We start from the raw sequence: 26230 nt of genomic DNA, 5'->3' as shown, positions 1-26230 counted from the left end.
AATGTCTAATTTATTTTCTTTAGAGGGCAAAATTGTCCTAATTACTGGCGCTAGCCGTGGTATTGGTAAAGCAATTGCAACAACATTAGTTGCGCAAGGTGCAAAAGTTGCAGGCACTGCTACAAGCGAGTCAGGCGCTGCTAAAATCAGCGAGTACTTAGGTGACAATGGTAAAGGTTATGCATTAAACGTAACTGATCCTGCATCTATTGAAGCGACACTTGCCGCAATAAAAGCAGATTTTGGCGATATTGACGTACTTGTAAACAACGCAGGTATCACACGTGACAACCTATTAATGCGTATGAAAGAGACTGAGTGGGACGATATAATCGACACTAACTTAAGCTCGATTTTCCGTTTATCTAAAGCGGTACTTCGTCCAATGATGAAGAAAAAGAAAGGTCGTATTATCAATATTGGCTCAGTAGTGGGCACTATGGGTAATGCAGGGCAAGCAAATTATGCAGCGGCTAAAGCAGGCGTAATTGGTTTTTCTAAGTCACTTGCACGCGAAGTGGCATCACGTGGTATTACAGTAAACGTAGTAGCACCTGGTTTTATTCAAACTGATATGACTGATGATTTAACTGACGAGCAAAAAGCAGCAACACTTGCAAATGTTCCAGCAGGGCGTTTAGGCCAACCAGACGAAATTGCAGCTGCGGTATGTTATTTAGCATCTGACGCTGCTGCGTACGTATCAGGTGAAACTTTGCATGTAAATGGCGCGATGTACATGGTTTAATAACCATTGTACCCACATTGTTACCTAATAAAGTTAAGTAAGTTACCTCAAAAACATTGAATTATTTGTGAACTTGCTTTAAACATACTTGAAATCGCTGCGAAAATAAGCGATAAAAGACAAAACACACACTCAGAGGTTTGACCAGACAATTATTTATGGTCAAATCATTGAATCAGAGAATTATGCCGCGTAAACTACGCGGCAATCTGAAAATAACGCATCGGCGTTTTTAATAAAGGAAAGAAGAATGAGCGATATCCAAGAACGCGTAAAGAAAATTATCATTGAACAACTAGGTGTTAAAGAAGAAGAAGTTAAAAATGAATCTTCTTTCGTAGATGACCTAGGTGCAGATTCTCTTGATACTGTTGAACTAGTAATGGCTCTTGAAGAAGAGTTTGATACTGAGATCCCAGATGAAGAAGCTGAGAAGATCACTACAGTACAAACTGCTATCGATTACGTAACAGCACACGCTGAGTAATTAATCGCACGTTAAAGGCAGCATCCGCTGCCTTTAATTTTTTATATCCAAACCACCTCAAAGTTCGTGATTCAAAACTTAAGCCTCAATGCTCAATTTTAGCTAAAAATTAATTTTGATTGTGTTATGCGTTTTTAATCTATTTTGGGACTAGCACTTTGAGGTAGCTTGGGTATGATCATCCCCTTGTAAATATCCCTTATTGGAGGCAAACCGTGGCTAAACGTCGAGTCGTCGTAACTGGCTTAGGAATGTTGACGCCGCTAGGTAATGATGTTCAATCAACCTGGCAAGGCTTATTAGATGGCAAAAGTGGCATTCAAACAATAACCCACTTTGATACATCAAAATTTGGTACTAAATTCGCTGGTTTAATAAATGACTTTGATGCAACTGCATACATGTCAGCGAAAGATACTAAAAAAATGGACTTGTTTATTCAGTACGGCATTGCAGCGGGTGTTCAAGCCTTTAAAGATTCAGGCCTTGAAATTACTGAGCAAAACGCAACACGTATAGGTGTAGCTGTAGGCTCTGGTATTGGTGGCTTAACGCTTATCGAAGAAAACCACATTAAGCTATTAAATAGTGGTCCGCGCAAGTTATCGCCATTTTATGTGCCGTCTACCATTATTAATATGATCTCAGGTCACTTATCAATGATGCATGGACTTCGTGGTCCAAATATTTCAATTGTAACTGCCTGTACTACTGGTTTGCATAATATTGGCCATGCCGCGCGCATGATTGCCTACGGTGATGCAGATGCAATGGTTGCTGGCGGTGCAGAAAAAGCCTGTACCCCAATTGGTATGGGTGGCTTTAATGCTGCACGTGCACTTTCAACCCGCAATGACGATCCACAAGCGGCTTCTCGCCCTTGGGATAAAGACCGCGATGGCTTTGTGCTTTCTGATGGTGCAGGTGTTGTTGTAGTTGAAGAGTACGAACATGCTAAAGCGCGTGGCGCTAAAATTTATGCTGAGCTTGTAGGCTTTGGTATGAGCGGCGATGCGTACCACATGACATCACCACCAGAAGATGGAGCGGGTGCTGCCCTTGCAATGCAAAACGCACTAAATGATGCGCAAGTAAACGCTGAGCAAATTGGTTACATTAACGCACACGGTACATCTACAAATGCAGGCGATAAAGCAGAAACTGCCGCTGTTAAGTCTATTTTTGGTAATGCAGCTAAAGATGTAATGGTAGGCTCGTCTAAATCGATGATGGGTCACTTGTTAGGTGCTGCAGGCTCGGTTGAATCGATTATTTCGATTTTATCACTGACAGATCAAAAAGTGTCGCCAACTATCAACCTTGATAACCCAGACGAAGGGTGTGACTTAGATTATATTGCTCACACTGCACGTGATGCAAAGTTAGACTTTGCACTGTGTAACTCGTTCGGTTTTGGTGGTACTAATGGCTCGTTGCTATTTAAAAAGGTATAATCTTTTTTAACAACGAATCAAATTATAAGAGCTCAGTTGTTTAACTGGGCTTTTTTTATATGCCAAATAAAATGCAAACAATAATAGCAGTAGATCAAAACAGCACTTTAAGCACGCGTGACAGAGGCTTAAATTACGGTGACGGCTTTTTTACAACGGCTAAAGTTGTTAATGGGCAAGTACAGTATTGGGCTCATCATAAAGCGCGTTTGATTGAATGCGCACAGCGCCTAGGTTTTCCTGAGCTAGATTTTAATAGCCTTGAAAATCAAATTGCTTTGCATATAAAAGCTGCACCACTCAACGTGCTTAAAATACTTGTAACGCGAGGCGAAGGCGGGCGTGGTTATGGGCTGCCAAGTGAGTGTAATATTACTATTTTATTGAGCATATTAGATTACCCTAGTAATTACGAAGCGCTTGTTAAAAAGGGTGTAAATCTAGAAATAAGCCCAATCAAATTAGCAGCACAGCCTTATTTAGCGGGTCTTAAAACACTAAACCGGCTTGAGCAAGTACTAGTTAAAAAAGCAATGCAAACGCAAAACTGCGACGATGTGTTAGTGCTTGATTATAATAATAATGTAATTGAAGCTTCAGCAGCTAATATTTTTGCGATTAAAAATAAGCGTTTGTTTACGCCATTGCTTGATGAGTGCGGAATTAAGGGCGTTTATCTACAATCGTTATGTGATAAATTGCCTGTTGAATTTAAACGCGTGAAAGTAGAAGACTTAACCCAAGCAGACGCCGTATTTGTGTGTAATAGCTTAATGGGAGCAGTACCTGTAAAACGTATTGAGCAACAGGTATTTAATACAGACGACAGCCACGCATTACTAACTAAATTATTAGCCAAGGAGGCTGAGTGTTAAAAGTTATTTTATCGGTACTTTTTTTAGCTGTTATAACCACTGCTGTTGGTTACCAGCAATTACAAGCAACAATAAATAGCTCGTTAAAGGTAGCACAAAACACACAATTTGAAGTTAAGCATGGCACTGGCTTTAATAAGTTATGCCAACAATGGCAAGCTAAAAACTGGGTAGAAAGTTGTTGGCGTTATCAGGTAATTGCCAAATTAGATCCCACACTTACCGACTTAAAAGCGGGGCTTTACGAGCTAACAGCCGATAGCGTTATTAACAACGTAAAAAAAATTAACCAAGGTCAGCAAATTAGTTTTAGTTTTACCATAATTGAAGGGCAAAACTTACGTGAAGTACTAAGTGCTATTAAAAAAGCTGATAATTTACAAAACGATTTAAAAATTGACGAACTAAGTACTCAAATACTGGGTAATGACACGCACTTAGAAGGCTGGTTATTCCCCGACACTTACCATTATCATAATAACGATACTGCAAGCAGTGTATTAAAACGTGCAGCACAAAAAATGCAGCAAACATTAGATGATGCTTGGCAGCAGCGCGCCGCTAATTTACCCTATAAAACAGCATACGAAGCACTAATAATGGCTTCAATCATTGAAAAAGAAACAGGCCTTGCCAGCGAGCGTCCGTTAATTGCATCAGCGTTTGTTAACCGATTAAACACCAATATGCGCCTACAAACCGATCCTACCGTAATATACGGGCTAGGCGCTGACTTTGATGGTGATATTAAACGTAAAGATTTGCGCGATTATACGCCTTACAATACGTATCGTATTAATGGCTTACCGCCAACACCGATTGCTATGCCATCTAAAGCCGCTATTTTAGCTGCAGTTAATCCGCCGCAAAGTGAATACGTTTACTTTGTATCAAAAGGCGATGGTAGCCACCAATTTTCAACCACGTTAAAGCAGCATAACGCGGCAGTTAAAACGTATATATTAAATAAAAAGAATTAAGTTTTTATGAAATCAAAATTTATAGTAATAGAAGGGCTAGAAGGCGCGGGTAAATCAACCGCTATTTCGTTATGCCAAGACTTTTTAAACAAACAAAAAATAGACTTTATTAATGTCCGCGAACCTGGCGGCACGCCACTGGCTGAATCGCTTCGTACGCTTGTAAAAGCAGAGCATGAAGAAGAAATCGCCTTTGAAACCGAGTTGCTTATTATGTACGCAGCACGCTCGCAGCTAATGCACAATGTTATTACTCCAGCGCTTGATAAAGGCCAATGGGTACTTGCCGATCGTCATGATTTATCGTCACAGGCGTATCAAGGTGGTGGGCGTGGTATTAGCTCAAATACATTAGCTTCGCTTTCTTCAATGGTATTAAAGGGCTTAAAGCCTGATTTAACTATTTACCTTGATATTGACCCAGTGATAGGCCTTGAACGTGCAAAAGGACGTGGCGAGCTAGACCGAATTGAACAAGAAGCCATTGAGTTTTTTCAGCGTACACGTATGCGTTATGTTGAACTTGCTAACGACGACAACACCATTAAAACGGTCGATGCAAACCAAAGTATTGATAAAGTACATCGCGATATTACCAATGTACTGCATTCATTTTTTGAAGGCCTAAAATAATATGCCATTGCCTTGGCTACATGATACTCAAGCACGTTTAGCGAAAAGTTATCGCGCAGAGCGTTTTCATCATGCGCAATTATTTTGTGGGCCTGTTGGCGTAGGTAAGTTTGAGTTAAGTGATGAGCTTGGGAATGCTTTGCTATGCCAAAATATAGCTACGCAGGTAGCTGCGCAAAACAGTATGCTAAAACCTTGCGGACAGTGTAAAAGTTGTTTACTTAACCAGGCTGGCACTCACCCCGACAAGCGTTTAACGCAAGTTGATGGGCAAAGTATTGGTGTAGATGATATTCGTGGTATTAGTGATTTTATGAATCACTCTGCAGCGCAAAATGGCAATAAAGTCGCGATAATCGAAAATTGCGAAAAAATGACCACAGCAGCAGCTAACGCATTATTAAAAACACTTGAAGAGCCAACTAATAGCCGCTTTTTAATATTAACCACAAGCCAACCAGAACAGCTCCCTGCAACTATTTTAAGTCGATGCGCTAAAAGTGACGTAAAAATAACTAATACAGCACTTGCTCAGCAATGGCTAGAGACATTAGATATTCCTAACTATAGTTGGTTAGCACTTTTTTATAACCAACCGCTGCAAGTAAAGCATTGGCAACAGCAAGACCAGCTAAAAAATATTGATACACTGTATAAGTTTGCAACTGAGTTTAAACAAAGTCATAATTTTAAAGCGTTAGTCGATATAATAAATAAACAGCCTGAACTTGTTCGTATATTTACTTTGTTTTTAAGCGTGCAACTAAAGCAGCAATTACTGCAAGGCATGAGTTTTGACGCTTATCAAAGTGCGCAAAATGCATTAGGCGAGTTTTTACAAAATAACACACAAGTACTTGGCCTTAATTTACCGCTTGCTGTATCACGATTAGCATACACATTGCGAAATTCTTAAAAGGATTAATCATGCAAGAACTACTAGTAGACATAGACGATTTAGACGAGTTATACCGCTGTTATATGCCTTACTTAAAAAAAGGTGGCTTATTTGTACGTACTAATATGCGTTACGAAGCAGGGCATTCATTAGCGCTTAGAGTCACTTTGCCCGATGCCTTAGAAGATGACGTAGTGACAGGTAAAGTGTCGTGGATCACGCCACAAGGTGCACAAAGCTCTAATCCTCCAGGTATTGGTATTAGTTTTTTAGATGATAAAACAAACCTAAACGCTAAAATCGAAAAGCTGCTTGGGACTATGTTAAACTCAGGCGATCAAACATATACCATGTAGTTATAGGGTCGTTTTTTCATTGAGATTAACGCCGCCCTATATTGGGTTCTTTTAATTGTTAACATAATAAATTAAACGAACAAATTTAAACCCTGAACATAATACAGGCCTTATAGTGATTGTAGATTCTCATTGCCATTTAGACCGTCTTGATTTTGATAAACTAGACTTAAACCTTGACCAAGTTCTTGATAAAGCGCGTGCAAAGCAAATAGAGCACTTTTTATGTGTAAGCGTAACGCTTGATCAGTTTCCAAGCATGCTTGATAAAATTAAGCATTACGACGATGTTTCAGCCTCATGTGGTGTACATCCACTTGATCAAAAAGACGCCCTTAATAAACAGCAACTAATCGACTTAGCTTCACACGACAAAGTCGTTGCTATTGGTGAAACGGGTCTTGATTACTACTATTCAAAAGATACCCACGCAGTGCAGCAAGCAAGCTTTGTTGGGCATATTGAAGTGGCTAACGAATTACAAAAGCCGTTAATTATTCATACTCGTGATGCCCGCAGCGATACCATTAATTTAATGCGTGAGCACAAGGCCGAAAACTGCGGTGGTGTATTACATTGCTTTACCGAAGATTGGGATATGGCAAAAAAAGCCATAGATATGGGTTTTTATATTTCTATTTCGGGCATTGTTACCTTTAAAAATGCTATTGAGCTAAAAGAAGTAGTAAAGCAAATACCGCTAGATAGATTACTAATAGAAACCGACTCGCCTTATTTAGCACCGGTACCGTATCGTGGGCAAACAAATCAGCCAGCGTACGTAGAAGATGTTGCTTATTACATTAGCGAACTTAAAGGCATTAGCTTTAATGAACTTGCTAAAGCGACTACCGAAAACTTTTATTCTTTATTTAAATTAGCAGCTAAAGGCTAAATACATGATTACTCACACGGCAAACCTTCCTATTTTACTAATGGGGCCAATGGTGCGCCGTGCAGAGCAAACTGGAGTTTGTATTCAGTTTGCTACCTCCAAGCCTGCAAACTGTCAAATAAACTTATTAAATGTTGAGTGTTATAGCGATCAACATACTGTTTCTTTGGGCGAACATTTATACCTGCATTTCGTTATTATAAAGCCAATAGACAACAAACTCCCTCTAGATAGCTTATTAAGCTATGAGCTTGTAATTGACGACACAGCAATCGATTTATCGCCTTGGTGCTATAGCAATCAAACAACGCCTGCATTTGTAATCCCCGATAAACTGAGTGATATTTTGCATGGCTCATGCCGTAATGCACATCACCCAGCAAAAGACAGCTTAGTGTCTGCAAGTCACTGGCAAAATACTCAGCGCGGTAATAATAATCAAGGCGCACAATTGCTATTACTGAGCGGTGACCAAGTTTATGCCGATGACGTAGCAGGCCCCATGTTATTAGCTATTCATCAGTTAATTAAAGCGTTAGGTATCTATAAAGAGCAACCACTTGCCATTGAGCTACCGGATGATATAAATGAGCAACTTTATAATCGCCATTTGTTTTTACCAAAAACGCCTTGGCAAAAACGCTCAAAGTTAGGTGTTGGTTACTGGCTAAAAAAAGACGAACCTCACTTTTCAAGTGTAAAAGCCTACAATCACCTTATCCATTTTGAAGAATACATTGCACTTTATTTATTAAATTTTAGTGCTGCTGCTTGGCAATGCGTTGATATACAAAACACAACGTATTCAGGTCAAAACAAGCAAAACAAAACTATTTTTGACGCTGAAAAAACAGCACTGATTGATTATGCAAAAGGCTTAAGTGAAGTAGAGCGATTGTTTGCCAATGTATCTACATTAATGATGTTTGACGATCATGATGTAACTGATGATTGGAACCTCACCGCTGGGTGGGAGCAAGCTATAAATGAAAATCCAAGTAGTAAACGAATCATTAATAACGGCTTAATTAGTTATTGGCTTTTTCAAGGAATGGGGAACGATGCACTAAATAAAACAGGCGAGTTACTAACACCTTTTAAGCAAAGCCGTACTGCTAATAATTTATGGCAGTTTAAAGCATTTGATAAACCACTAAACGATTTTAGTTTTTGGCATTATGAGTTAACTACAACCCCAAAAGTAGTGGTGCTAGATACACGTACGCACCGTTGGCGAAATGAGCAAAACTTTAATGAGCCTTCAGGCCTACTTGATTGGGAGCGTTTAACAGAGCTTGAAGAAAGCCTATTAAGCCACGATCAGGTTATTATTGTATCGCCAGCCCCTGTATTTGGTGTTAAATCAATAGAAGCCATTCAAGCCATGTTTAACATATGTGGCCAACCGCTCATGGTTGACGTAGAAAACTGGATGGCGCACGAAGGATCAGCCAAAAAGCTACTCGATACCTTTAGACGAACCGACACCCCAAACGAAACGCTTATTTTATCGGGAGACGTACATTACTCCTTTTGTTTTTCGGTACAAAAGCGTTTTGGCGATCACCCCAATCGAATTTGGCAACTTACCGCCAGTGGTATTAAAAACGAGTTCCCGCGTAAGTTAATAAACATACTCGATAAGCTCGACTCAATTTTATACGGCCCAAAAAGCCCATTGAACTTTTTTACCAAACGCTGGCACATGGAAGTAGATAAACACCAAACCATTGGTGAAGGGCAAAAATACTTAGTAAGCGACTCCGCTATTAGTTTAATAACACTAGAGCAAGGGAATTTAGCCCGATATCAACTTATACACGGTGAAGGGCATTTAACTGAGTTCGATTTAGAAGAACAGTAATTCTTAATCAATAATTAAATAAATTAAAGATCTATTTGCACAAAGAGAAACGAAAGAGGAGTAAATGAGAAAACATAATGCCAATCAGGATATATTATCGGTTTTATTTCTTCTCTAAAAGCGCAGCGTCTCTTAGCCTCTTAGTGAATAAATTACTTATACGGAGTAAGGTTGTTAAGAAAGCAACGCTTAATTTATTTAATCTATTTACCAATAAATCAATTAAAGATCTATTTGCACAAAGAGAAGCGAAAGAGAAGTAAATGAGAAAACAGAATACCAATCAGAATACAGTTTCTGCTTTATTACTACCTCTAAAAGCGTAGCGCCTCTTAACCTCTTAGGAAAAAATCACTAATTACATGCGCTGCTGTTACAGTAAAAACCAGCTAAAGATCTATTTGCACAAAGAGAAATGAAAGAGAAGTAAATGAGAAAACAGAATGCCAATCAGGATATAGTTTCTGCTTTATTACTTCCTCTAAAAGCGTAGCGCCTCTTAACCTCTTAGTGAAAAAATCACTAATTACAGGCGCTGCTGTTACAAAGCAATGCTTAAAATTATTCAATTTATTTATAAAAATCAGCTAAAGATCTATTTGCACAAAGAGAAGCGAAAGAGGAGTAAATGAGAAAAAATAATGCTATTCAGGATATGTTTTCGGTTTTATTTTCTTCTCTAAAAGCGCAGCGCCGCATAACTTCTTTGTGAATAAATCGCTTAAAAATTTAATGTACAGTTACTTATAGCCCTTTGGATAACGACTTAAAACCTAAGTAAATAATTTTTATGAATTAAAGCGCTTTATGCCATCGACTAGCTTTAGAACATTGAAGTTTATTAGTAAACCAGTACTTATTTCTGCAAGTTTCATATAAGTTATTAATTGTGCAGAGTGAATTGGAAGAAGCTTATCAACCGCCTTCAGTTCAATTATTAATTTATTAGGTAATAAAATATCTAACCGGTAACCTGTATGTATATATTGATCTTTATAATATATCGGCAGCTCAACTTGGTTTTTAGCAGATAAGCCAATTTTACTTAATTCATATATTAAGCAAGTTTCGTAACTTGATTCTAATAACCCTGGGCCTAAATTCCTGTGTACTTCTATAGCGCAACCTATTACTGTTTTTGTTAATGTATCAGTATCCATAGGTATCCTTTTGCTTAATTTACAAGCATTTAATCAACTAAGAAAGAGTTCTAAAATAAGACTTAAGTGTAGTACAAATAAAATAATAAAATTGAATACTTGTAGGCTATATGAAGCTATTTACTAAGTTGTCACTCGTTTGTTGAGCTATTTACTAATAAAATCAATTAAAGAACTATTTGCACAAAGAGAAGCGAAAGAGGAGTAAATGAGAAGACACAATACCAATCAGAATACAGTTTCGGTGTTTATTTCCTTCTCTAAAAGCGCAGCGCCTCTTAACCTCTTAGTGAAAAAATCACTTATAACGGGTACGATTGTTACGAAAGCCACGCTTAAATTATTTAGTCTATTCACCAATAAATCAATTAAAGAACTATTTGCACAAAGAGAAACGAAAGAGGAGTAAATGAGAAAACACAATACCAATCAGGATATAGTTTCTGCTTTATTACTTCCTCTAAAAGCGTAGCGCCTCTTAACCTCTTTGTGAAAAAATCACTTATAACGGGTACGATTGTTACGAAAGCCATGCTTAAATTATTTAGTCTATTCACCAATAAATCAATTAAAGATCTATTTTCACAAAGAGAAGCGAAAGAGGAGTAAATGAGGAAACAGAATACCAATCAGAATACAGTTTCGGTGTTTATTTCCTTCTTTAAAAGCGCAGCGCCTCTTAACCTCTTAGTGAAAAAGTCACTAATTACATGCGCTGCTGTTACAGTAAAAACCAGCTAAAGATCTATTTGCACAAAGAGAAGCGAAAGAGGAGTAAATGAGAAAGCAGAATGCTATTCAGAGTATAGTTTCTGCTTTATTACTTCCTCTAAAAGCGTAGCGCCTCTTAGCCTCTTTGTGAAAAAATCACTTATAACAGGTACGATTGTTACGAAAGCCACGCTTAAATTATTTAATCTATTCACCAATAAATCAATTAAAGATCTATTTTCACAAAGAGAAACAAAAGAGGAGTAAATGAGAAAACAGAATGCCAATCAGGATATAGTTTCGGTTTTATTACTTCCTCTAAAAGCGTAGCGCCTCTTAACCTCTTTGTGAAAAAATCACTTATAACAGGTACGATTGTTACGAAAGCCACGCTTAAATTATTTAATCCATTCACCAATAAATCAATTAAAAATCTATTTGCACAAAGAGAAACGAAAGAGGTGTAAAGGAGAAGACATAATGTTAATCAAAACTGTGTTTTATGTTCATTCCCTTCTCTAAAAGCGCAGCGCCTCATAACCTCTTAGTGAATAAATTACTTATAACGGAGTAAGGTTGTTAAGAAAGCAGCGCTTAATTTATTTAAAAATAAGCTAAAGATCTATTTTCACAAAGAGAAGCTAAAGAGGAGTAAATGAGAAGGCATAATACCAATAAAAAACGTGTTTGGTGTTTGTTTTCTTCTCTAAAAGCGCAGCGCCTCATAACCTCTTAGTGCATAAATTACTAATTACAGGCTTTGCTTGTCACGCCAAAAAGCGGAGTTTTTCAAGTTAACCGTGAATTGTTGGCGTAGACGCTGAGCTTGCTCGCGTGAGAAGCCCAGCTTGTAATCACTCTATATTGGTAATTACTTGGCTTTGTATTTAACTATGCTCTTTTCGGCTTCGTTTAGACGCAGGTAACTTACTACTCAATATTGCCAAGCATAAAATAGTCATAAACAACATCGAGTTTGCTCCAGCTTGCAAAGAGTAATCTACCAACGAATGCAGCAACATATCTATAATTGCAATGGCACAACCAAAGGCAACACCCTGAAACAGCGCTGTTTTACGCTTTTGCATAGTCGCTATACATAACCATAAACAATAAAGTATAAGTGAGCCCAGTGCGGCTGTAGTGGGTATACCCAGCTCTACTGCAAACTGTATGTAATCGCTATGGGCATTATCGTAGTAACCAGAATACGGCTCAGACTGATACGCAGGAAACGCAGTATAAAATGTCCCACCACCAGAGCCCAACAAAGGCTTATCTAAAATGAGTGGTATTGAATCACGTACAACTTCGTCGCGGGTTTCTGATGAAATACTGGTTTCGCTAATACGCTGTTTAACTTTTTCTACATCAAATATAGCGCCAATAATAATTAAATCTATTATAAAAAAACTAACTATAAGTAGTTTAAACGCTTTAGGTTTTTGCCTGTAAATAAAAAACGCGAGTAAGCTAACAACCATTAATGCAATAAAAAATGCAGAGTTACCCATACGGCTTCGGGTTAAAATTAACGCAACAATAATAATAATTAACGAAATACGTAAAATTATTTTTGAGCTTAAAAGTATCTCAGTCCACGCACGAAGCGTTTGTTTTAATGTTTGTTTATAATCGCTAGTAGAGCGCTTTAATTCGCTAACTAAAACACCAATACCCAAACATAAACATAAAGCTAAAAAGTTAGCCAAAAAATTAGAGTAAGTAAACGTACCAATAGCACGGTCGGTATGCTTATAACCAAATAGTGGGCTAATAATATCGGGCGACAAATTTAAATAAGTGGCATACAAAGCTTGAAAAACGCCTGCACTTATAATTGCATATATTAAATTTTTAATACGCTTTTCAGTATTACAATAAATAAATAATAGCCAACAAAATAAAACCATAAAACTTGTTTTAATAAGCATTTGTTTAGTTTGAAAAGGGTCAAGGCTAATGCTAAATATTTGTATAAAGCAAATTAAAACAACAACACCAAGAGCAACAAATAAAGGCCAGGAGTATAAAGGAGGGTAGAGGGGCTGCTTATTGTTTATAGCGCTATTAATTAAATGAATTAAAAAAGTAACACCAATCAACAAACCTATTGCCAAAATAGCCCAAGGGCGATAGCTACCTAAAGGAATAGGCAGCAAAAAAAGTATTGCACATAGCAAAATAAATATAAAACGGTTCAATTTAAACTCATAAAGTAAAAACGCAGCCAAAGGCTGCGTTTGTATTATATTTGAGAAGAGTGCTTAGTTACCAACTTCTGATATACCAGCATCACCACCAGTACCACCAGTACCTTGAGGTACAGTAGTTGTTGGTAAAACAACAACAGGAGGAGCTGCAGTTGGGATATCATCAGTAGGACCCGCAGCAGTAGCTTCAGATGCAACTGTGGCATCTATACCAGCAGTAATTGCAGCAATAGTTACCGCATCACTATCAGAACCAGCAGTTACTAAGGCTGCTAAAAAGTCAGAAATTAACGCATTATCGGCACCTAAAGAAGCAACAACTGCGTTAATTAATATATCAAGTTGTTCAGCGCTACACGAACCGTTTGCAATAGGAGAATCGAGGTCAATAGGACCCATATTTTGGCAAAATTGCTCAATAGCAGCAACTAACTCATTTTGTAGTTCCTCAGACGAAATATCATCCGGAGCATTATTTAAAATATTAAGTAAATTAGTAAGGCTGTCAGATTGTACTACAACATCAGAATCTGCTTGTGAGTAAACAGGTGAAACGGTAAAAGCCATTGCACCTATTAATAAACTCTTTAAAAAAATCGATTTCATCTTGTGTCCCTTTAAGTGAGTATCTAATTACAGAATTTTAGCGTGTCTGCGCAAAAAGTAAACTCTTTATTAACGTTATCACGGTTCTTGCCTGTAAGTACTTTAGAAGGCTCCATAATTAAATTACCTTGTACACCATCACAGCCTAAATTTTCAAGCATTTTTAATGTTTCGGGCTTTTCAATTAAGCATGCCAACACTTTAATACCAAAACCATGACAAATATTATTAACGGTTTGAATAAAAAACTGGCTTTGAGAATTATCTAACAAGTCTTGAATATAACTGCCATCAATTTTTACATATTCAATATCAAGGCCTTGTAAATACCTAAACGACGTTAAGCTCGTTCCAAAGTGTTCTATACACACATTAATACCAATATCTTTAATTGCATCTATATGTTTTGAGGCTATGTGTACATTATAAAGTAAACTAATTTCATGTAACTCAAATATAAGATTAGTTTTAATAACAGGTTTAGTGTGGGCATAAAGGGTAAGCCATTGTATAAAATCAGCAGAATATAAAGACGCCTTACTTACGTTTAAAGCAAATACGTCATCAGGGTATTGTTCTTTAACGTTTACAAAGTTACGAATTATTTTTTTGTCTAACTCTTCGGTTAAATTAAGCTTTTCGGCCATAGCAAATAAATGGCCATTATTTACCTTTTCACCTTCATGGGTAAAGTGGGCAAAGGCCTCAAAGTAACACTGCTTGTTTTGAGAGTTAGCCCGTTTAACCGGCTGCACCGAAAAGCTAACCTCACCAGAGTCAATAATCGATTGAATAAGTGTACGCCATTGATTAACACTAAATAGCGTATCTTTATCTATTTTGTTAGTGTCTATTGTATCGCCAATAGTACTACCTGTATCTAAAGCTGATAATACACTACCAATAGACGAGCCTTTATTAACTTCCAATATTGCAAAATTAGCAAACCCATTAACGTGTAAGCTATTTTTTTGTTTACTAAAAGCATCGGTAATTTCTAAACGGGTTCTGTTTAAAAACTGCGTATCGTAAGGAATCAGCGCAATAAAAGTACTACCGTTTAACCTAAATATTTTAGAGTTAGTAAGGTTACCAATAATTTTAGTAAGAATAACACTTACATCTTTTACGTGGGCGTCACCATCTTGATAGCTAACACTTTGGTTTATATTTGTAAGTGAAGGTAGAGTAATCATCATTGCGGTAAGTGGAGCATCAGTGGTTATTGTGTCTACAACCGAGCTAAAGTGATTTTCAAACAACTTTCGATTACCTAAACCAGTTAAAGAATCAATATAAACTTCTTCAGTTAAGGCTTGTGTTTGTTTAGTTAAAGAATCAAAAGTACTTTGTAAGTTAATAACCATATTGTTTATAGCTTTAGTTACAGTGCGTAGCTCTCGTGCAATAGGTATTTCTTCGTTTAATGTAAAGCGTTTACGAGTAACAAGGTGAGCTTGATGCTCAACTGCTTTTAAAGGCTTAAATACTTCACGTAATATTAAAAAGGCAACTGCAAGCGAGGCAATTAGTATTAAAAAAGAACCATAAAAACTGCGTTTTGTATGCTCCCACAACGTTACATAAGACTGTCCAGTATGGCTTGTAACCTCAAGTATACCCGCCATAATCCAACCATTATTTAGTTCCGACTGCATAGTGGGTGCTTTTAAACTACTTAAAGCAATAAACCAATTAGGCACAGACTCAACACGCTTAGGATTTTCCAGATCAAATACAACTTGGCTTTGTGAATTTGTAAATTTAATTTCTTTGTAGTAACCAGAATCAAAAATAGCGGTAGCCATTGTTTCTGCTATTACTAGGTTTTCTGGCTCTAAATAAGGCGAAATAGAAAGCCCTAAGCTAGTAGCAGTGTCTTGGGCATGGCTTCCCATTTGGGTTTGTAAGTAATCGCGGGTGGTTTCAACATCTGTAACTACCCTAACCACAAATGAAACAACCGAAATAACGATTATTAAACCGTAAACTTGGGTTTTAAGACTCAATCCATTTTTAAAAAGTCGAGACATAACTGGTAGTTCCTTTAATGTTACTTTTAATAGGAGCAAGCTCACCTTGTTCAATTCGCTCTAGCATAGTATTCCAAGCCGACACACCACGGCTATTTTTTACCTTATTGCCTAACCCTTTCGATTTTGCTAACCAAAGCCCTTGACCATTAAAACTGTAAATAGGCGTTAAATCTGGGCGTTTATTAGCAGGCAGCAGTTTAGTATTAAAGTTACCTAAAACAAAGGGAATTCTGTTTGGATCTTCTATATATATAAGTACCATGTGGGGCTGGTTTACTGTGCGCTGTCGGACATACATTAAACGAATTTTATCCTCAGGAACACCTAGCGCTATTAACGTAAAGTATTTAGCAATAACGTAGTCTTCGCAATCGCCCATACCAACACCTAAACTCTCTAGTGGGGTAGCCCAGTAATCTTTTTGCTGCCAAAGATCTTCATCGCTTTTGTATTTAATGTTTTTATTAAAAAAATCGTTAACAAGGTGAATTTTTTTCCATTCGCTTTCATCAGCCGAGTCATCAATAAAGTTAAGCCAATCTTTAATTCGTTTATGACCTTCGTTGCCATACTGTTGCTGTGCACGGGTAATAATATCGCTATTACGCAAATACAAAAGCATATCTTGTGCGCATACAAAAAACGAGACAATAAATAAAATGCAAAGCCCTAAGCGCACAAATGTTCCTTAAGTTGGTAATCCCTAATAAACGACATTAATCAGTATAGTATTATTACTTTTAAAAAGGTAGATCATCATAAAGAATGAGATGCCCCAATATGACTCAACCCGACCAGTTTGGTGCAACATAAAGTTAACAAAAAAACAACCTAAAAGGATGTTTTATTTATTGAGTCAAATAGTATGGCGTGTATAATAATCCTAACACAAGGTATGTGAAGCACGTTATATGGAAGTAAACTTTAGTTTCTTCTTTATATATTTACAAAATAATAATGAAAGGAATTAAAGTGAAAGTTTTAAAAGCCGTATTACCTGTAGCTGGCCTTGGAACACGTATGTTACCAGCCACAAAAGCCATTCCAAAAGAAATGCTGCCTCTAGTAGACAAACCACTTATTCAATACGTAGTTAATGAAGCCGTACAAGCAGGTATTAAAGAAATAATACTTGTTACTCACGCTTCAAAAAACTCAATCGAAAACCATTTTGATACTAGCTTTGAGCTAGAAGCCACACTAGAAGCACGTGTAAAGCGTAGCCTGCTAGAAGAAGTGCGCTCAATAGTACCAAAAGACGTAACTGTAATTTCGGTTCGTCAATCTGCTCCACTTGGTTTAGGCCATGCTGTTTTAGCGGCGCGCCCAATAGTAGGCAACAACCCATTTGCAGTAATGTTACCAGACGTAATTATTGATAAATATAAATCAAATCCTAAAACCGATAATTTAAGCCAAATGATCGACCGTTTCGACAAAACAGGCCACAACCAAGTAATGGTAGAGCCAGTACCAAAAGAGCAAGTACACCAATATGGTGTGGTTGACCTAGCCGGTATAAAAATTAACGCGGGCGAAAACGCAACAATTAAAAACATGGTAGAAAAACCAGATACCGATGAAGCGCCAAGCAACCTAGCTATTACAGGCCGTTATGTTGTATCGCCTACTATTTGGGATTTACTAGAGTACACCCCACCAGGTGCAGGTGGCGAAATACAACTTACCGATGCCTTATTACAATTACGCCACTTAGAAACACTTGAAGCGTACCATCTAAAAGGCCAGTCACACGATTGTGGTTCTAAATTAGGCTATATGCTTGCCAACGTAGAATATGCAATGCAATCAAGCCATATGGGTGAAGAGTTTACCAAAGCAGTTAAAAAACTAGTTTCGTAACTTATTTGTATAAACCATAACCAAATTTAATTTGTATTTAACGGTAGTATTTAAAAGCCAAAATAGCAGTGCCTGAAATTAAATAAATAAATAAAGAAAATTTAAAGGATTCTTACAAATGAAATATCTTGTAACTGGTGCCGCAGGGTTTATCGGTAACTTTGTAGCTGAACGCTTATGTAACGATGGCCACGAAGTAGTAGGGCTAGATAACCTAAACGACTATTACGATCCGGCATTAAAACATGCAAGACTTGAGCGTATTAAACACCTTACTCAATTTCGTTTTGTAAAAATGGATTTAGCAGACAGAGACGGCATAGCAAACTTATTTAAAGATGAAAAGTTTGACCGCGTAATACACCTAGCAGCGCAAGCTGGTGTGCGTTACTCGATAGAAAATCCAATGGCATACATTGACTCTAATTTAGTGGGCACAGCTACTATATTAGAAGGGTGTCGCCACAATAAAGTACAGCATTTAGTATATGCATCATCAAGCTCTGTTTATGGTATGAACGAAAAAATGCCATTTTCGACAGACGATGCGGTAGATCACCCAGTATCACTGTATGCAGCAACTAAAAAATCAAATGAGTTGATGGCGCATAGCTATAGCCACCTATACGACCTGCCAACAACAGGGCTGCGCTTTTTTACAGTGTATGGCCCTTGGGGTCGCCCAGATATGGCCCCTTACTTATTTACTGATGCAATATTAAATAATCGTGAAATTAAAGTATTTAATAACGGAAAAATGAAACGCGACTTTACCTACATAGACGATATTGTAGAGGGCATTATTCGCATTCAAGACGTAGTTCCAAAAAGAGACCAGTCAAATAGCAATACCTCGCCAGAGTCCAGTAAAGCACCATACCGTGTATTCAATATTGGTAATAACGAACCTATCGCACTTATGACTTTTATTGAGTCAATTGAAAAAGCAGCAGGTAAAGTAGCCGACAAAAATTATATGCCAATGCAAGCAGGAGATGTTCCAGCAACTTTTGCAGATATAGATAGCCTACAAAAAGAAGTTGGCTTTAAACCTAATACAAACATTGAATATGGTATGCAGCAGTTTGTTGATTGGTATAAAGAATATAGTAAGAAGGGTTAACTGTGAACTTAACAATAGGTATAACTTGCTGGAATGCTGAAGACACAATATCACGAGCACTCGATAGTGTTTGCAGTTTAACTGATATTGATTTCGAATATGAGGTAATTATTGTTGATGATGCATCAAGTGACGATACAGCTAAACTGGTGGAGCAATATATTACAAATAACAATCTGAGTAATTTTTCGTTTTTTAAATTACCAGTAAATAAAGGTGTAGCTGGTGCTCGAAATGAAATTCTAAAAAATGCAAATGGCGAGTATCTAGCTTTTCTAGATGATGATGATGAATGGTTACCTTCAAGATACTATGAGCAGAAAAAAACCTTATTAATTGCAGAGCAAAAATATGAATTTGTTCTATGTTATGGGGGAAGAATACAGAAACACTTCGACGGTTCTGTCGAGCACAAAAATCCTTTAGGATATCCTGAAATAGTTGGAGGTAAAATATTAAAAAACTTTTTTATTTCAGGGGATAAATTTAATAACAGTAGTTTGAATCCAGCTGGAACGTGTGTTTTATTTTCACGATTATCTACACTTCATAGGCTAAGTGGCTTTGACGAGTCATTTCGTAGAATGGAGGATGTAGATTTAGTTATCCGTCACTCAGATGCTGGCGGTGTTTGTGTCGGCACTGATGTCGAAGTTATCAAACAAAACCTAACATTGTCGGAAGATAAAGGTTTCGACAAAGAAATTTTCTATCATAAAAAACTTATACAAAAACATATTTCAGCATTTAGTATCCGATACATATACTCAATAATAAAAATGCATAAATCTGTAGCTTATAAAAGTGGAAAAGTTATTCAGTCAAAAGTATATCTGTTTTTTTCTTTCTTTCTCTCAATAGAAAATTGCAAATATAATTTAAAAAAAATGTTATTAAAATTTACAAATAATGAATAAAACGATAAATAGTAGTAAATGGGCTTTTTTAAATAGTAGCTCACAGCAAATAATAGGTTTTTTATTTTTTGGTGGCATGACATATTTACTATCTCCAGAATTCTTTGGTGTATACGCTATAGGCCTGATTTTTTCTGAGATACTTTGTCAATTAGTTCGCTTAGGACTATCAGCTAATTTAATTAATAGAAAGAAGAATGTAAGTGTTGCATTAAATAATGCTTTTTATAGTACATTATTAATCGGTATTTTAGTAAGTGTTGCATTTTACTACTCAGCCTGTCTTCTTACATCCTACTTTGAAATATCTAAATATCTGCTAGTTATTCAAATAATGTCTATCATACCTTTAATTTTTTCATTAGGTAGCGTTCCTGATGCTCAATTGCAAAGAAAATTTTTGTATAAAAAAATCGCTTTTGCCACATTTTTAGCAAGTTTAGTATCTTGTTTGATTGCAGTGGTTGTTGCATTTACAGAGCTTTCGGAGCTTGCTTTTGCATTTCAAAAAGTTATCTACGAGTTTATTATGTTAATCATTATTTGGAATTCAATTAAATGGCGACCAAGTTTTTTGATTAATACCTCTATTTTAAAAGAGCAACTTAGAGTCGGTATTCCATTACTGGTTGCAGGGTTGACTAACGTAGCAGTAAATAAATTAAAAGATATATTTATTGCATCTGTACTAGGTCCAGCTGCGTTAGGCCTCTATAGGCTTGCAATTAAGTTACAAGATTTTGTTGTTAAACTAACATTAGGCCCAATTACAGCTATTGCTATTCCTAGCTTAGCTAGAGTAAAAAAGAGCGAGTTTAAAGGAACTTTATCTTCATTTATTAAATGGATGGCTATTTTGTCATTTCCTATTTTTGGTGGCTTGGCAATAACTTCTACTGATTTGTTGAGTGTTTTATTTAAAGATGAATGGAAAGATTCTGCTTTGGCTTTGCAAATGTTATGCATACTAGGTGCTTTATCAATTTATATTCATATGTTTAAGCCTATTTTTAGTGTTTTAGAGAGAGGGGGGATTCTTGTAAAATTAAGGGTAATGCACTTTTTCATACTGTTCGCATTACTATATACCACATCTAAGTACGGGGTTTTTTATATCGTACTTTCAGAAATAATTGTAACCATAATTTTAACTTCTTTAGGTTTACTTTTATTATCAAAGGCATTAAATGAAAATTACTTTAGTTTAATTCTAAGTATGAGAACAGCAGTTGTGTCTGTTAGCTTAATGCTATTTTCTTTATTTTTGGTTGATCTTTTCGTGGGTAATTATTTAACGTACAACCCATTTATATCATTGGTTTTATTTTCATTATTCGGTTTGTTTACATATGCTCTATCAATGAAATTTCTCTTTCATGAAGACTATGTTGTAATTCTAGACTATATTAGGGCCAGTAAATTGGTGCTAATGTTGAAGAAGCAGTTTTAATAGATTGGAGAATAGCTTTATTCTATAATTTCATTTATAAATTATTAATAATGTACTGATTTTAAATGCTAATAATTGTTAGCAAATTCGCTAGTTATTTTATATAGCCGGATTTAAAACTGTTCGAAATAGATTTCTAGGGGAAGTTTACGAAATTATTAATACTTCAATTTCTAAGAGGCTGGGCCTCAATAATCGTAGTTATTTACCATGGACATGGTGTAGTTATTAAACGGCATGTTGAGCTAGGTGCAGAACATTATTTTTGGTTAGCAGAAAATCAATTTGTAAAATTAGGTGCAATAGGAGTAGATGTTTTTTTTATATTGTCTGGCTTTATTATTTTTTATACAACAACAAATACAAATGATATAGGTTTATATCTTAAAAAAAGAATTATCAGAATATATCCTATTTGGTTTGTCGCTATATTTTTTATGAGTGTATTAGCTTTATTGCCTGGATCTTCTGCTGTGTTTGACGGGCTGCATGTGTTTTATTCATTATTATTGATTCCACATGTCTACGAAGGGGCGATTGTTCCTTTTCTGAAAGTTGGTTGGACTTTAAACTATGAAATTATATTTTATATGTTATTTGCTCCCACATTATTGCTTGCTGCGTCAAAAAGGTTAGAAGTAATTACTGTTTTTATAATGATACTTTCTATATTTGCACATTTAACTGATTTAAATTTAGCTATTATAACCTTATTAAAAAATCCAGTCTTATTTGAGTTTGTAATAGGTGGTTGGCTTGCGAAGCTATACTTGTCGGGTTATAGGATATCGAAAACTATTATGCTTGTAGTGGTTATATTTGGGTGTTTATGGTTATTTATGTACTTTACAACCCCCTGTTTATGGGGGTACACGTCTTTAATATCAAGAGCACCTATAGCATTATCTGTTTTTATTGTTGCAGTACTTTATACACCAATAAAAGATATGAAAATTCATAAGTCATTTGTTTACTTAGGTGATGCTTCTTACTCAATATATTTATTTCATATGTTTCCTATTATGATTATAAGTGGCATTTTGGGGCGAAATTTAATCCCTCAAATACAACATATACCAATAGTAATTACTTGGTTTGGTATTAATTTAATTAGTGTGCTATTTGGCTGTTTTATTTATAATATTATCGAAAAAAACATCAACATTAGATTAAGGGAATATATATCTAAATGAAAATTTTAATGCTTACATGCCAATACATGCCGGATGTATTTGGTGGTGCTGAAAAGCAATGCGGGCGAGTCTCTAAAGGAATTCAAACTGAAGGTGTTAGTGTACATATATTAACATCACGCCAAAAGTTTAAAGGTAAAGCAAATGAGGTGATGAACGATGTGCCTGTAACGCGTTTATATTCGCCAATAGCACCTGACTTACTTGGTCGCTGGTTGCCATTTTCGGTATATTGGTTAATGCGTGTATTAATTTGGGGTATGTTTAATAATAAAAGCTTTGATGTAATACATTGTCATCAAGGTAAATTTGGTGCCTTTGTAGGGTGTTGCTTGGCACGTATATTTAAAAAGCCAATATTAATTAAGGTAGGTAACTCTAACCAGTTCATGGATTTCAAAGCATTAAAAGCTAAAAAAGTAATTGGGCCAATAATGGCTAATTTTGTATTAAAAACTGAGCCTACTGTAGTCGCGATATCTGGCGTGATCGCACTAAACTGTAAAGAGTTTGGCTTTAAAAATATTATTAATATACCTAACAGTATTGATAAAAGCTTAATTAATACTGATAGCCCAGTTTTAAATGATAAAAATGATTCTGTAATAAATCTTTTTTATCATGGCAGATTAGAGCAAATTAAAAAAGTAGATGTATTAATGGAGACGTTTGCATTGCTTATTAAAAAGCATGATCAAGTGCATTTTCATTTAATAGGTAGTGGTAGTGTACTACCTGCAGCAAAAAAATATATTGAAGCAAATAACCTGCAACACAAAATAACATTTTATGGTGAGGTTGACGACCCGGTAAACTTTATTAAGCAATTTGATATTTTTGTTAATGCCTCTGAGGCTGAAGGATTTTCGAACTCATTACTTGAGGCTTTATTAGCTGGAAAGGTATTAGTGTCTACACCTGTAAGTGGGGCTAGTGATGCTATTTTCACAGATAAAAACGGTTATATTGCTACAGGTTTTAGTGCAGTTGAAATTGCTAAAAGCACAGAAGATGGCATTGCATTACATTATAAAAATAATGGCGAAGTGCAAGCTTTTTCTGAGCAGTTGATTACATCTAACTTTACAGTAGATGTAATAGCAAAAGAATACGTAAAGCTTTATAAAAAATTACTTGGAGCTTCATAGATGAAGGTTTTAATAGGGATGACGCGTTCGGATACTATTGTATCTGGTTCATTTAAACATATTTGCCAAATTGGCGAAAAGTTTAGAGACGAAGGTGCAGAGGTTGTATATGCACTAGGTGGCGACGGTGATGCGATAACTAAATTGCGAGCAGCTGGTTTTAAAGTGCATGCTTTAACTAATTTAAAAAGAGACTTAAGCCCGCTAAGCGATATTTGGTCATTGTTAAAATTAATATGGCTTATTATATCGGAAAATCCGCAAGTTTGTTCTTGGCATACGGCTAAAATAGGTGCGCTTGGGCGTATAGCTACAATGCTTACTTTTAAGCGCTCTTATTATGTACCTCATGGTGTGCCTTTTGTTAATACACCCGAAAATAAAGGCTTTAAAAAATATGAGCGACTTGAAAAGTTGCTATCATATTTACCTTCAAAAATTATAGGCGTTTGCGAGTTTGATAAAAACGAGTATTTACGAATAGGCGTGCCCGACAAAAAGTTGTTAGTGATACGTAACGGTATGCTTGGTAAATTTAACGATACGTGGGAGCTAACCGACAAGCCCGTTAATTTTATTACCGCAGCTCGTTTTGAAGATCAAAAAGACTACACTACGCTCGCTCAAGCGTGTAGCTCTTTATTAAGCCAAGGTAAACCCTTTACTTTAAGTATATACGGCGATGGCCAGTACGAAGCTAAAGTAAAGCAGTTGTTTGCTCACTTTCCCGAAGGGGTAATAAAGTTTTGTGGTGTGGTTGATAACTTTGCCGAAAAACTAACTCAAGCTGATGTATTTATACTCTCTAGCTTTTGGGAAGGCTTACCACGAAGTATTATTGAAGCAATGGCTTGTAAAAAAGCGGTAATTGCTTCTGATGTTGGTGGCTGCTCTGAGCTAATAATTGAAGGCGAATCTGGCTATTTAATCCCTATTCGTGATGCATCTACAATGGCTATTGCTATGAGTGAATACATTAATAATAAGGCTAAAACAGTGTCACATGGTGATGCTGCTTATGAACTGTATAAACAAAAATACTCGCTACCTGTAATGCTGGAAAGCTACGCAAAAGAATATGGTGTAATGAAAAGTGGTGTAACCAATTAATATGCCTATTAAATTATCACTTATATGCCCTGTTTATAAAGTGGCTGAATTTATACCTGATTTAATGAAAAGCTTGCTGCAAGGTGTTAATAGCGAGCAGGTAGAAGTTATTTTTGTTGACGACTGCTGCCCTGAAAATTCAATAAGCCTGTGCGAAAGTTTTATTTTAGAGCATAAATCAGTCATAAAATTTAATTCAACAATAATTAAGCAACCGATTAATAAAGGCCAAGCTGCTGCTCGCAATGCCGCTTTGCTCATTGCAAAAGGTGAGTACATTGGTTTTATAGATTCTGACGATGCAATTGCCTCCAATTATTGGGACGTACTCTCATCTTATGTAGCAGATGGAGCAAAGGATATAATTGAATTCGCTTTTGAAGAGTTTAGCTCTGCTTTACCGTTAAGTGCTAGTAATGCAGTTATTGAGAGTGAATCCACGAATACAGCGTTATTTGATACCGGCTTTTTTGTTTGGACACGGTTATATAAAAAAGAAATGCTCAAAGGTCTTAAATTTCCTGAGGATGTAATTTATGAAGATATTTATTACAATATTTATGCATTTTCTATGGCTGAATCAATTTTGAGGCTTTCTAATACTCTTGTTTATTATCGAAAAAGATCAGGTTCTACTACAAGTAGTAGAACATCATCGTACTCTAATTTATTACTTAATATGACGAACGCAGTTAAAGCAACATTAAATAGCTTTGATGATAAAGAAGAGGTTGTTGCTCAAGTTGCAAGATACTCTCTGCTAGTGAGTTTAAAAGGATATACGATTAAAGACCGCCTAGATCGAAAATTGTTTTTTAAACACTGTAAACACATAAACGGAGCTTTTAAAGATACTTTTAACAAATACAATAATTCGCTGGTAGCAAAGCTTAAATTTACAGCTTCTAGTTCTATTTGTTATGTGGGAAGGTTTCTTTAATGAATTTATCGCAAATAAAATTTTTAGTTAAGTCTGACTTATACAGATATACTAAAAAAACAAACAAAAAAACATTTATTAAATTTTTACTAAGTAACAGTTATTTTAGATTTCAAGTTTATTTAAGGATGTCTAAATCAAATAATTTTTTATTATCGTTTATATTTAGATTATTTAAAGCAGGCTTGGGGAAAAAAGTTAATATACAGCTAAATTATAATGTAGCTATAGGCTACGGTTTGTACATACCCCACGGTAATATTGTTGTTAACTCTCAAGCAACAATAGGAAACAACTGCAGTTTGCTACAGTTTGTATCTATTGGTGCAATACATAATGGTAAGTCTGCAACAATTGGTAATAACGTTTATGTAGGACCTAATGTAAATTTAGTTGGAGATATTTGCGTTGGAGATAATTCTGTTTTGGGTGCAGGCGCTGTAGCAGTAAAAAGCATCGACAGTAATAAAGTTGTTGTTGGTGCACCTTGTGAGGTTATTAAAGATGTAATTGATATAAACATGTACTGCGATAATTTATGTGATGATACTTGGGCAAGGAAGCTATAAA

Annotated in this window: 24 protein-coding genes; 19 read left to right on the top strand and 5 right to left on the bottom strand. The window is 36.0% G+C overall.

What is annotated here, in order from left to right; all coding sequences use genetic code 11:
• Window position 1 precedes the first annotated feature (1 nt).
• The 10 genes from fabG (at window position 2) to H5092_RS07495 (ending at window position 9190) form a co-directional block, all read left to right on the top strand.
• Complete coding sequence (gene fabG / locus H5092_RS07540; protein ID WP_002962378.1) at window positions 2–748, top strand: 3-oxoacyl-ACP reductase FabG; 747 nt, start codon at window positions 2–4, stop codon at window positions 746–748.
• 250 nt (window positions 749–998) lie between these two features.
• Window positions 999–1235, top strand: coding sequence for an acyl carrier protein (gene acpP / locus H5092_RS07535; RefSeq protein ID WP_002962377.1), 237 nt, complete (start codon window positions 999–1001; stop codon window positions 1233–1235).
• 215 nt (window positions 1236–1450) lie between these two features.
• Entirely contained in the window at window positions 1451–2689 is a 1239-nt protein-coding gene (gene fabF / locus H5092_RS07530) for a beta-ketoacyl-ACP synthase II (RefSeq protein ID WP_002962376.1), read from the top strand.
• A gap of 59 nt (window positions 2690–2748) precedes the next feature.
• Window positions 2749–3564: an aminodeoxychorismate lyase gene (pabC, locus tag H5092_RS07525; RefSeq protein WP_182733242.1), complete on the top strand. Its 816-nt coding sequence runs from the start codon at window positions 2749–2751 to the stop codon at window positions 3562–3564.
• Complete coding sequence (mltG, locus tag H5092_RS07520; protein ID WP_182711383.1) at window positions 3558–4544, top strand: endolytic transglycosylase MltG; 987 nt, start codon at window positions 3558–3560, stop codon at window positions 4542–4544. Before pabC ends, mltG begins: the two co-directional genes overlap by 7 nt.
• Before the next feature lie 6 nt (window positions 4545–4550).
• Window positions 4551–5177: a dTMP kinase gene (gene tmk, locus H5092_RS07515; RefSeq protein WP_007585737.1), complete on the top strand. Its 627-nt coding sequence runs from the start codon at window positions 4551–4553 to the stop codon at window positions 5175–5177.
• A 1-nt stretch (window position 5178) separates the two neighbouring features.
• Window positions 5179–6093, top strand: a complete 915-nt coding sequence (locus tag H5092_RS07510; protein WP_182733241.1) for a DNA polymerase III subunit delta' — start codon at window positions 5179–5181, stop codon at window positions 6091–6093.
• A gap of 11 nt (window positions 6094–6104) precedes the next feature.
• Window positions 6105–6431, top strand: coding sequence for a PilZ domain-containing protein (locus H5092_RS07505; RefSeq protein ID WP_002962367.1), 327 nt, complete (start codon window positions 6105–6107; stop codon window positions 6429–6431).
• A gap of 115 nt (window positions 6432–6546) precedes the next feature.
• On the top strand, window positions 6547–7326 hold the full coding sequence (locus H5092_RS07500) for a TatD family hydrolase (protein WP_024594691.1): 780 nt from the start codon (window positions 6547–6549) through the stop codon (window positions 7324–7326).
• A gap of 4 nt (window positions 7327–7330) precedes the next feature.
• The gene (locus tag H5092_RS07495; RefSeq protein ID WP_182733240.1) at window positions 7331–9190 is read left to right on the top strand and encodes an alkaline phosphatase D family protein; all 1860 of its coding nucleotides are present in this window, start codon (window positions 7331–7333) and stop codon (window positions 9188–9190) included.
• 788 nt (window positions 9191–9978) lie between these two features.
• On the opposite strand, the gene H5092_RS07490 is transcribed toward H5092_RS07495, so the two are convergent.
• The 5 genes from H5092_RS07490 to H5092_RS07470 all read right to left on the bottom strand — a co-directional run bounded on the left by H5092_RS07490 (window position 9979) and on the right by H5092_RS07470 (window position 16595).
• Window positions 9979–10350, bottom strand: a complete 372-nt coding sequence (locus H5092_RS07490; protein WP_182715280.1) for a GxxExxY protein — start codon at window positions 10348–10350, stop codon at window positions 9979–9981.
• 1598 nt (window positions 10351–11948) lie between these two features.
• Entirely contained in the window at window positions 11949–13265 is a 1317-nt protein-coding gene (locus tag H5092_RS07485) for an O-antigen ligase (RefSeq protein ID WP_182733239.1), read from the bottom strand.
• Window positions 13266–13328: 63 nt separating this feature from the next.
• The gene (locus H5092_RS07480) at window positions 13329–13880 is read right to left on the bottom strand and encodes a hypothetical protein (protein ID WP_182733238.1); all 552 of its coding nucleotides are present in this window, start codon (window positions 13878–13880) and stop codon (window positions 13329–13331) included.
• A gap of 23 nt (window positions 13881–13903) precedes the next feature.
• A complete protein-coding gene (locus H5092_RS07475) occupies window positions 13904–15913 on the bottom strand; it encodes an EAL domain-containing protein (RefSeq protein WP_182733237.1) in 2010 nt (669 codons plus the stop codon).
• Window positions 15897–16595 (bottom strand): transglutaminase-like cysteine peptidase, encoded by a 699-nt coding sequence (locus H5092_RS07470; RefSeq protein WP_154903339.1) that lies wholly within the window; start codon window positions 16593–16595, stop codon window positions 15897–15899. Before H5092_RS07470 ends, H5092_RS07475 begins: the two co-directional genes overlap by 17 nt.
• A 293-nt stretch (window positions 16596–16888) precedes the next feature.
• Here H5092_RS07470 and galU point away from each other — a divergent pair, with 293 nt between their 5' ends.
• From galU to H5092_RS07425, 9 genes are all read left to right on the top strand, one after another.
• Entirely contained in the window at window positions 16889–17779 is an 891-nt protein-coding gene (gene galU, locus H5092_RS07465) for a UTP--glucose-1-phosphate uridylyltransferase GalU (RefSeq protein ID WP_182733236.1), read from the top strand.
• 118 nt (window positions 17780–17897) lie between these two features.
• Entirely contained in the window at window positions 17898–18902 is a 1005-nt protein-coding gene (locus H5092_RS07460; RefSeq protein ID WP_182733235.1) for an NAD-dependent epimerase, read from the top strand.
• 2 nt (window positions 18903–18904) lie between these two features.
• The gene (locus H5092_RS07455; protein WP_182733234.1) at window positions 18905–19819 is read left to right on the top strand and encodes a glycosyltransferase family 2 protein; all 915 of its coding nucleotides are present in this window, start codon (window positions 18905–18907) and stop codon (window positions 19817–19819) included.
• The gene (locus H5092_RS07450; protein ID WP_182733233.1) at window positions 19812–21269 is read left to right on the top strand and encodes an oligosaccharide flippase family protein; all 1458 of its coding nucleotides are present in this window, start codon (window positions 19812–19814) and stop codon (window positions 21267–21269) included. Before H5092_RS07455 ends, H5092_RS07450 begins: the two co-directional genes overlap by 8 nt.
• A gap of 161 nt (window positions 21270–21430) precedes the next feature.
• A complete protein-coding gene (locus H5092_RS07445; protein ID WP_182733275.1) occupies window positions 21431–22462 on the top strand; it encodes an acyltransferase in 1032 nt (343 codons plus the stop codon).
• Window positions 22459–23610 carry a glycosyltransferase family 4 protein gene (locus H5092_RS07440; protein ID WP_182733232.1) on the top strand — a complete coding sequence of 384 codons (1152 nt, stop codon included), beginning with the start codon at window positions 22459–22461 and terminating at the stop codon, window positions 23608–23610. The genes H5092_RS07445 and H5092_RS07440 overlap by 4 nt, the downstream gene beginning before the upstream one ends.
• Window positions 23611–24720, top strand: coding sequence for a glycosyltransferase family 4 protein (locus H5092_RS07435; protein ID WP_182733231.1), 1110 nt, complete (start codon window positions 23611–23613; stop codon window positions 24718–24720).
• Between the two features lies 1 nt (window position 24721).
• On the top strand, window positions 24722–25660 hold the full coding sequence (locus H5092_RS07430) for a glycosyltransferase family 2 protein (protein WP_182733230.1): 939 nt from the start codon (window positions 24722–24724) through the stop codon (window positions 25658–25660).
• Entirely contained in the window at window positions 25660–26229 is a 570-nt protein-coding gene (locus tag H5092_RS07425) for a serine acetyltransferase (protein ID WP_182733229.1), read from the top strand. The genes H5092_RS07430 and H5092_RS07425 overlap by 1 nt, the downstream gene beginning before the upstream one ends.
• Window position 26230 lies beyond the last annotated feature (1 nt).

It is taken from the genome of Pseudoalteromonas sp. SR41-7, from assembly GCF_014163935.1.
In the GTDB taxonomy this organism is placed as follows: Bacteria; Pseudomonadota; Gammaproteobacteria; order Enterobacterales; family Alteromonadaceae; genus Pseudoalteromonas; species Pseudoalteromonas distincta.
The sequence above is the reverse complement of the archived record's forward strand: the minus strand, read 5'-3'. Positions and strand labels throughout refer to the sequence as shown.

What these genes read in the sequence shown, in the direction of transcription:
- fabG (WP_002962378.1), top strand. Translation starts at nt 2, where the DNA reads ATGTCTAATTTATTTTCTTTAGAGGGCAAAATTGTCCTAATTACTGGC.
- acpP (WP_002962377.1), top strand. Translation starts at nt 999, where the DNA reads ATGAGCGATATCCAAGAACGCGTAAAGAAAATTATCATTGAACAACTA.
- pabC (WP_182733242.1), top strand. Translation starts at nt 2,749, where the DNA reads ATGCCAAATAAAATGCAAACAATAATAGCAGTAGATCAAAACAGCACT.
- tmk (WP_007585737.1), top strand. Translation starts at nt 4,551, where the DNA reads ATGAAATCAAAATTTATAGTAATAGAAGGGCTAGAAGGCGCGGGTAAA.
- H5092_RS07510 (WP_182733241.1), top strand. Translation starts at nt 5,179, where the DNA reads ATGCCATTGCCTTGGCTACATGATACTCAAGCACGTTTAGCGAAAAGT.
- H5092_RS07505 (WP_002962367.1), top strand. Translation starts at nt 6,105, where the DNA reads ATGCAAGAACTACTAGTAGACATAGACGATTTAGACGAGTTATACCGC.
- H5092_RS07495 (WP_182733240.1), top strand. Translation starts at nt 7,331, where the DNA reads ATGATTACTCACACGGCAAACCTTCCTATTTTACTAATGGGGCCAATG.
- H5092_RS07490 (WP_182715280.1), bottom strand. Translation starts at nt 10,350, where the DNA reads ATGGATACTGATACATTAACAAAAACAGTAATAGGTTGCGCTATAGAA.
- H5092_RS07480 (WP_182733238.1), bottom strand. Translation starts at nt 13,880, where the DNA reads ATGAAATCGATTTTTTTAAAGAGTTTATTAATAGGTGCAATGGCTTTT.
- H5092_RS07475 (WP_182733237.1), bottom strand. Translation starts at nt 15,913, where the DNA reads ATGTCTCGACTTTTTAAAAATGGATTGAGTCTTAAAACCCAAGTTTAC.
- H5092_RS07460 (WP_182733235.1), top strand. Translation starts at nt 17,898, where the DNA reads ATGAAATATCTTGTAACTGGTGCCGCAGGGTTTATCGGTAACTTTGTA.
- H5092_RS07450 (WP_182733233.1), top strand. Translation starts at nt 19,812, where the DNA reads ATGAATAAAACGATAAATAGTAGTAAATGGGCTTTTTTAAATAGTAGC.
- H5092_RS07440 (WP_182733232.1), top strand. Translation starts at nt 22,459, where the DNA reads ATGAAAATTTTAATGCTTACATGCCAATACATGCCGGATGTATTTGGT.
- H5092_RS07435 (WP_182733231.1), top strand. Translation starts at nt 23,611, where the DNA reads ATGAAGGTTTTAATAGGGATGACGCGTTCGGATACTATTGTATCTGGT.
- H5092_RS07430 (WP_182733230.1), top strand. Translation starts at nt 24,722, where the DNA reads ATGCCTATTAAATTATCACTTATATGCCCTGTTTATAAAGTGGCTGAA.
- H5092_RS07425 (WP_182733229.1), top strand. Translation starts at nt 25,660, where the DNA reads ATGAATTTATCGCAAATAAAATTTTTAGTTAAGTCTGACTTATACAGA.